The sequence below is a fragment of the Bradyrhizobium altum genome, from assembly GCF_020889705.1.
GTDB lineage: Bacteria > Pseudomonadota > Alphaproteobacteria > Rhizobiales > Xanthobacteraceae > Bradyrhizobium > Bradyrhizobium altum.
In genome coordinates, this window is sequence record NZ_JACMYP010000042.1 from 35,039 (window position 1) to 42,289 (window position 7,251).

7 protein-coding genes are annotated in these 7,251 nt (G+C 64.3%); 6 read left to right on the forward strand and 1 reads right to left on the reverse strand.

Features of this window, described 5'->3' with window-relative positions:
- Positions 1–154: 154 nt before the first annotated feature.
- From H8B02_RS13970 to H8B02_RS13990, 5 genes are all read left to right on the forward strand, one after another.
- Positions 155–2,752, forward strand: a complete 2,598-nt coding sequence (locus H8B02_RS13970; protein ID WP_229166771.1) for an ATP-dependent helicase — start codon at positions 155–157, stop codon at positions 2,750–2,752.
- Positions 2,753–2,841: 89 nt separating this feature from the next.
- Positions 2,842–3,255 (forward strand): hypothetical protein, encoded by a 414-nt coding sequence (locus tag H8B02_RS13975; protein WP_229166772.1) that lies wholly within the window; start codon positions 2,842–2,844, stop codon positions 3,253–3,255.
- Positions 3,252–3,944, forward strand: a complete 693-nt coding sequence (locus tag H8B02_RS13980) for an OmpA family protein (RefSeq protein WP_229166773.1) — start codon at positions 3,252–3,254, stop codon at positions 3,942–3,944. Before H8B02_RS13975 ends, H8B02_RS13980 begins: the two co-directional genes overlap by 4 nt.
- Positions 3,945–4,383: 439 nt before the next feature.
- Entirely contained in the window at positions 4,384–5,307 is a 924-nt protein-coding gene (locus H8B02_RS13985; protein WP_229166774.1) for an ABC transporter ATP-binding protein, read from the forward strand.
- Positions 5,304–6,065, forward strand: a complete 762-nt coding sequence (locus H8B02_RS13990) for an ABC transporter permease (protein ID WP_092115897.1) — start codon at positions 5,304–5,306, stop codon at positions 6,063–6,065. The genes H8B02_RS13985 and H8B02_RS13990 overlap by 4 nt, the downstream gene beginning before the upstream one ends.
- A gap of 92 nt (positions 6,066–6,157) precedes the next feature.
- Here the strand turns inward: H8B02_RS13990 and H8B02_RS13995 are convergent, their stop codons facing one another.
- Complete coding sequence (locus H8B02_RS13995) at positions 6,158–6,487, reverse strand: hypothetical protein (protein WP_229166775.1); 330 nt, start codon at positions 6,485–6,487, stop codon at positions 6,158–6,160.
- 289 nt (positions 6,488–6,776) lie between these two features.
- Between H8B02_RS13995 and H8B02_RS14000 the strand changes: the two genes are divergently transcribed.
- A partial coding sequence (locus H8B02_RS14000; protein ID WP_229166776.1) for a L,D-transpeptidase occupies positions 6,777–7,251 on the forward strand: 475 nt, incomplete at its 3' end.

Consider the following 7,251-nt stretch of genomic DNA (forward strand, 5'->3'; position numbering starts at 1 on the left):
AGGCTGGTTGTGCACTGCTGCCAAAAGCGTTCCAGGCGGCCACGATAAAACCTGTCAAAACGGCCGATCAGGCCCTATATGGCCTTCAATCCCTGTTAAGAAGGCTCCCCTTCACCGTCCCACGGTGCCATCGTGGGGCCGAGACGATTCGCCAATGACCGAGCCGAGCAAACTGCCCCATCACGGCGTTCCCGAGCACCAGCCGGTGGCTGGCGGCATCGCTGCGCGTGCGCGGGCGGCGGCGGGCGTTCCGCAATATCTCAACGGCCTCAATCCGGAGCAGCGCGAGGCGGTCGAGACGCTCGACGGCCCCGTGCTGGTGCTTGCCGGCGCCGGCACCGGCAAGACGCGCGTCCTGACCACGCGCATCGCGCACATCCTGAGCCAGGGCCGCGCGCGGCCGCAAGAGATCCTGTCGGTGACCTTCACCAACAAGGCGGCGCGCGAGATGAAGCTGCGGCTCGGCCAGATGCTGGGCCAGGCGGTCGAGGGCATGCCGTGGCTCGGCACCTTCCACTCGATCGGCGGCCGCATCCTGCGCATCCATGCCGAGCTGGTGCAGCTCAAATCCAACTTCACGGTGCTCGACGTCGACGACCAGGTGCGGCTGCTGAAGCAGTTGCTGCAGGCCGAGAACATCGACGACAAGCGCTGGCCGGCGCGGATGCTGGCCGGCCTGATCGACAGCTGGAAGAACCGGGGGCTGTCGCCGTCGCAGGTGCCGGCGGGCGAGGCCGCCTCGTTCGGCAACGGCAAGGGCGGCAAGATCTACGCGACCTATCAGGAGCGGCTGAAGATCCTCAACGCCGCCGATTTCGGCGACCTCCTGCTCGAGAACATCAGGCTGTTCCGCGAAAATCCGGACGTGCTGCGGCAGTACCAGAACCGCTTCAAGTTCATCCTGGTCGACGAATATCAGGACACCAACGTCGCGCAGTATCTGTGGCTGCGTCTGCTGTCGCAGGCGCCGTCGCGGCCGGGGCGATCGCTCTCCGACATTATCCCCGGAGCAATCAACTCTCCCGTCATTCCGGGGCACGCCGAAGGCGTGAACCCGGAATCCCGAGGTGAAGAGGACTCAGTTCGAGATTCCGGGTTCGCACCTGGCGGTGCGCCCCGGAATGACGGGGAAAGCGCCACCACGCAACAACCCCTCAAGAACATCTGCTGCGTGGGCGACGACGACCAGTCGATCTATGGCTGGCGCGGCGCCGAGGTCGACAACATCCTGCGCTTCGACCACGATTTCCCCGGCGCCAAGGTGATCCGCCTCGAGCGCAACTACCGCTCCACCGGCCACATCCTGGCCGCAGCCTCGCATCTGATCGCGCACAATGAAGGCCGGCTCGGCAAGACGCTGCGCACCGAGGACGTCGACGGCGAGAAGGTCACCGTTACCGGCTCCTGGGATTCGGAAGAGGAAGCGCGCGCGATCGGCGAGGAACTCGAGGAGCTGCAGCGCGCGGGCGAAAACCTCAACGACGTCGCCATCCTGGTCCGCGCCTCGTTCCAGATGCGCGAGTTCGAAGACCGCTTCGTCACGCTCGGCCTGCCCTACCGCGTGATCGGCGGCCCCAGATTCTATGAGCGCGCCGAAATCCGCGATGCGCTGGCCTATCTGCGCACCATCAATTCGCCCGCCGACGATCTCGCCTTCGAGCGCATCGTCAACGTGCCCAAACGAGGGCTGGGCGATGCCACCGTGCAACTGCTGCACGACCATGCCCGCAAGCGCCGCATCCCGCTGTTCGAGGCGGCGCGCGCCGTGGTCGAGACCGACGAGCTGAAGCCGAAGGCGCGCGGGTCGCTGCGCGATCTCGTGATGCAGTTCGACCGCTGGCGCGCCCAGCGCGAGGTCACCTCGCATACCGAGCTCGCCGAGATCGTGCTCGACGAGAGTGGCTATACCGAGATGTGGCAGAAGGACCGCTCGGCCGACGCCGCGGGCCGGCTGGATAACCTCAAGGAACTGGTGCGTTCGATGGAGGAATTCGAGAACCTGCAAGGGTTTCTCGAACATATCTCGCTGGTGATGGACCGCGACGGCGAGGCCGGCGACGAAGCTGTGTCGCTGATGACGCTGCATTCGGCCAAGGGCCTCGAATTCGACAACGTGTTCCTGCCGGGCTGGGAGGAAGGCCTGTTCCCGAGCCAGCGCACGCTGGACGAACAGGGCCGCGCCGGGCTCGAGGAGGAGCGCCGCCTCGCCCATGTCGGGCTGACCCGCGCCCGCCGCCGCGCAAAAATCTATTTCGCGACCAACCGCCGCATCCATGGCACCTGGTCGACCACGATCCCGTCGCGCTTCCTCGACGAGCTCCCGGCGCACAATGTCGAGATCACCGAATCCAAGGGCGGATCGGGCTGGGGCGGCAGCGGCGGCTATGGCGCCTCGCGCTTCGACAACCTCGAATCATTCGGCTCGAGCTATTCGACCCCGGGCTGGCAGCGCGCCCAGGCCAACCGCAATCGCGGCGGCGGGGGACGCAGCGGCGGAGGCGGCTTCGAGGAGCGGCAGTCGTCCTTTTCGTCCGACAGCTTCAGCCGCACCAAGCGCGGCCCCATGGTGATCGAGGGCGAGCTGGTGGCCAAATCCACCGGCGCGGTGTCGGAATTTTCGCTTGATGACCGGGTGTTTCACCAGAAATTCGGCTACGGCCATGTGGTGAAAGTCGACGGCAACAAGCTGACCATCGCCTTCGAAAAGGCCGGCGAGAAGAAGGTGGTCGACAGCTTTGTGGAACGGGCGTGAGATAGCGGCGTTCCTTGGCGACCTTCCTTGGCGACCTCCTCTGTTCGTAGCCCTTGACCATCGCTGATTTCACGGGTTGAGATGGCCCCATGGTTCGGGGTGGGTTTTTCCTTTTTGTCATTGCGCTCACTGCGCCGTCGCTGGCGGTCGCGGAGACGATCAGCTTTGGCGATTCCGCAGCGCAGCTCGCCAAGGCCTGCGGCGCCGACATCACCGCCAATTGCCGCGGCGTCAACCTCGACTCCAACCGCCTCAAGGAGTGCCTGTCGCGCAACCGCGACGTGATATCGCCGCAGTGCAAGGAGAGCTACTTCTCCACCCTCGATGCGATCCAGAAGCGGATCGCGGCGCGCGTGACCGTTGCCAACGTATGCACCCGCGAGATCGTCAAGGTCTGCGGCGGCTCGACCAAGGAGACCAGCAAATCGGTGCCCTGCCTCGTCGGCGCCAAGGGCCTCAGCCGCAATTGCGCCCAGGCGATCAATGACGCGGGGTATCAATGATGCGCCTGAAGACGCGAGGCTTGCGCGAACTTGACCTTCTGGGCCTGCTCGGCACGCTGGTCTTGCTGGCGATGCCGCTCGCCCCTGCACAGGCGCAGACCGCCATCACGCGCGACGACGTCATCGCCAAGCTCAATCATTACGAGACGGACGCAACGATCGACGTCCCCGCATTGCGCCAGCAAGTGCTCGAACGATCGCGGTCGCGATCGAAGAACGAGCCGCCGCCGCAAAAGCGCCCGCCGATCGCCCCCGACCTGACCAACCTGCCGACGTTCAATGCCGACATCCAGTTCGACGTCGACACGCCGATCGTGCTGCCGGACTCCTACCAGTCCGTCGGGCGCATCGCCGATGCGCTGACGCAGGCCTCGCTGCTGCCGTACACGTTCCTGATCGTCGGTCACATCGAATCGACCGGACGGCGCGAGAACAACGTGCTGCTGAGCCAGCGGCGCGCCGACGCGATCCGCGACATCCTGGTCAACACCTTCAAGATCACGGCGAAGCGCCTGCAGTCGGTCGGACTCGGCGAAGAGCAATTGCTCGACCCCGCCCGCCCTAACGCGCCGGTCAACAACCAGGTGCAGATCATGCTGGTCGCCAAGGTCGCCGATATCGCGCCGCCCGCGCACCCTGCCCCGGCAGCCGCCGCCAAGAAGCCGGTGAAACCGGCGAAGCGGCACTGATTGGATTGAATAGCGGGGCGTCGGAACTGCGTCCCCTCCCGCCCGTAATGCGATGGCGCCGGAGCGAGGGGCGCCCACGACTTCGGAATACTAGAAGAGTACCGCTGATTTGCCCGACTAAAATTGCAATGTCCGCCGGCAGCCGCCGGCTCCTTTGCATGGGGTTGTTTTCGATATTTTGGCAGTGCGCCCCTAAGGCCGCAGGCTATCAGCCTCGTTCGATAGCCCGGCCACGGTGGACACGTCAGTTGCAGAAGCCGCAAGCGCCGTATGCGATGGCCCTGCCCGCAAGCGGGAGCGGTGAATGCCGCAGAATAAATTTCTCCCTCGCCGACCGATTGCAGAACGGACCGTGCGTTCATATCTGGGCTGAACCCGCATCACGCCCCCGCCCGGGCTCCAATCCGCGCGCGCCCTTCCCTCACGCTTCCGATCCTCCATGTCGCCGATCATTTCCGTATCCAATCTTTCAAAGACCTATGGCTCCGGCTTCAAGGCGCTGAAGGGCATCAATCTCGATATCGTCAAAGGCGAGATCTTCGCGCTGCTCGGACCGAACGGCGCCGGCAAGACCACGCTGATCAGCATCATCTGCGGCATTGCCAATCCGAGCGAGGGCCGCATTTCGATCGGCGGACACGACATCATCGCCGATTATCGCGCGGCGCGGTCGATGATCGGGCTGGTTCCGCAGGAACTGCACACCGATGCCTTCGAGTCGGTCTGGGCGACGGTCAGCTTCAGTCGCGGCCTGTTCGGCAAGCCGAAGAACCCCGACCATATCGAGAAGGTGCTCAAAGACCTGTCGCTGTGGGACAAGAAGGACAGCAAGATCATCGAGCTGTCCGGCGGCATGAAGCGCCGTGTGATGATCGCCAAGGCGCTGTCGCATGAGCCGCAGATCCTGTTCCTCGACGAGCCCACCGCCGGCGTCGACGTCGAATTGCGCAAGGGGATGTGGGAAGTGGTCCGCACGCTGCAGGCGGCCGGCGTCACCATCATCCTGACCACGCATTACATCGAAGAAGCCGAGGAGATGGCCGACCGCATCGGCGTCATCAACAAGGGCGAGATCATCCTGATCGAGGACAAGGCGACCTTGATGCAGAAGCTCGGCAAGAAGCAGCTGACGCTGCAGCTGCAGAGCAAGCTCGACGCCGTTCCGCAGGCGCTCGCCACCTATAATCTCGAACTCTCCGACGACGGCCACGCGGTGACCTATGACTACGACACCAAGGGCGATCGCACCGGCATCACCAGCCTGCTCAACGATCTGCGCAATGCCGGCGTCCGGATCTCCGATCTCGATACCAAGCAATCCTCGCTGGAGGACATCTTCGTCAGCCTCGTGAGGGCGCCATGAACTACCGCGCAATCCGGGCGATCTATCTGTTCGAAATGGCGCGCACCTGGCGCACGCTGCTGCAGAGCATCGTCTCGCCGGTGGTCTCGACCTCGCTGTATTTCGTGGTGTTCGGCGCCGCGATCGGCTCGCGCATCACCGAAGTCGAGGGCGTCAGCTACGGCACCTTCATCGTGCCAGGCCTCGTGATGCTGTCGGTGCTGACCCAGAGCATCTCGAACGCCTCGTTCGGCATCTACTTCCCGAAATTCGTCGGCACGATCTACGAGATCCTGTCGGCGCCGATCTCCTATTTCGAGATCGTCATCGGTTATGTCGGCGCCGCCGCCACCAAGTCGATCGTCCTCGGCCTGATCATCCTGGCAACCGCCGGACTCTTCGTACCTTTGCATATCCAGCATCCGGTGTGGATGCTGACCTTCCTGGTGCTGACGGCTGTCACCTTCAGCCTGTTCGGCTTCATCATCGGCATCTGGGCCGACGGCTTCGAGAAGCTGCAGATGATCCCGATGCTGGTGGTGACGCCGCTGACCTTCCTCGGCGGTAGCTTCTATTCCGTGAACATGCTGCCGTCGGGCTGGCGCACCATCACGCTGCTCAATCCCGTGGTCTATCTGATCTCCGGCTTCCGCTGGAGCTTCTACGAGATCGCCGATGTCAGCGTCGGGCTCAGCCTCGGCATGACCGCGGGCTTCCTGATCGCCTGCATGGTGATCGTGGCCTGGATCTTCCGAACCGGCTACCGGCTGAAGAACTGACGTTTGCGGCCCTGTAGCCCGTATGAGCGAAGCGATATGCGGGAACGGTTTACTACGGGCGGCGCTTCATCCGGCAACAGGTTCTCCAACAATCAATAGCAATGGAAATGGCCGTGGCGGTAATAGCCGCGGCAGCGGTGGCCACGGCGGTAGCCGCGATCCGGGATACCGAACACGCCCTTGACCGCGCCCATCGCGCCACCGACGCCGGCGCCGACGGCACCGCCGACCACGCCGCCTATCGGACCGGCGGCCCGGTTGCCCTCATAGGCGCCTTCATGCGCCCCGCGGATGATGCCCTGGGCTTGGCCGGCATGGGGGACAGTCGTCAGCGCCAAAGCGAGGGCTGCGGCCGCAAGCAGGAGCCGCGCGGAGAGGCCGGCTGGGCCGACGGCCGCGGTCTTAACCTTGGTGTTGTTCATCTGGGTTCCTTGATGCGTGACGCGAATGCGCCGTCTTGGCGGGATTGTGAAACGCCCATGCGGCCAAATGGTTGCGTGGCGATGACCAACTGGGGCCGTTGTCGCGGCCTGCTCGCGAAAATGTCAGTCCGCCGCGGCAGGCCGGACCGGCTTCGGCCTTGTTTGCGCCGCGTGCGGGATTAACGATGCACGAGGTCCGCCACTGGAACCAAATTCGGATTCCGGGCATATTGTTTGCCGGGGACGGAGAGCCACGGCTTTGTAATCAGGCCTGGAGGCCAAAGATAAAATGCGTTCGTTCCTCATCGCGTTCACTTCCGTGATGCTTTTCACGGCCGGCGGCGCACAGGCCAAGGTCGATATCACCATTGACAAGGACAACCAGCAGATGACCGTCGCGGTCGACGGCGTCGCGCGCTATCACTGGCCGGTCTCGAGCGGCATCCCCTCGCGCGAAACGCCGAACGGCACTTTCCGCGCCTTCCGCATGGAAGAGGATCACTACTCCAAGGAATTCGACGACGCGCCGATGCCGCACTCGATCTTCTTCACCAAGATCGGGCACGCGATCCACGGCACCGACTCGGTGAACCGCCTCGGCACACCGGCCTCGCATGGCTGCGTGCGGCTGTCGCGCGACAACGCATCGACGCTCTACGCCCTGGTCCAGAAGGAAGGCGTGCTCAACACCACCGTGACGCTGACCGGCTCGGCGCAGGTCGCGCTGGCGCGCAATCCGCGCGGGCGCAACGGCACCGCGGTCG

Excerpts from the sequence above, each read along its gene's own strand:
- H8B02_RS13995 (WP_229166775.1), bottom strand. The coding sequence starts at position 6,487 with ATGAACAACACCAAGGTTAAGACCGCGGCCGTCGGCCCAGCCGGCCTC.
- H8B02_RS13970 (WP_229166771.1), top strand. The coding sequence starts at position 155 with ATGACCGAGCCGAGCAAACTGCCCCATCACGGCGTTCCCGAGCACCAG.
- H8B02_RS13975 (WP_229166772.1), top strand. The coding sequence starts at position 2,842 with ATGGTTCGGGGTGGGTTTTTCCTTTTTGTCATTGCGCTCACTGCGCCG.
- H8B02_RS13990 (WP_092115897.1), top strand. The coding sequence starts at position 5,304 with ATGAACTACCGCGCAATCCGGGCGATCTATCTGTTCGAAATGGCGCGC.
- H8B02_RS13985 (WP_229166774.1), top strand. The coding sequence starts at position 4,384 with ATGTCGCCGATCATTTCCGTATCCAATCTTTCAAAGACCTATGGCTCC.
- H8B02_RS13980 (WP_229166773.1), top strand. The coding sequence starts at position 3,252 with ATGATGCGCCTGAAGACGCGAGGCTTGCGCGAACTTGACCTTCTGGGC.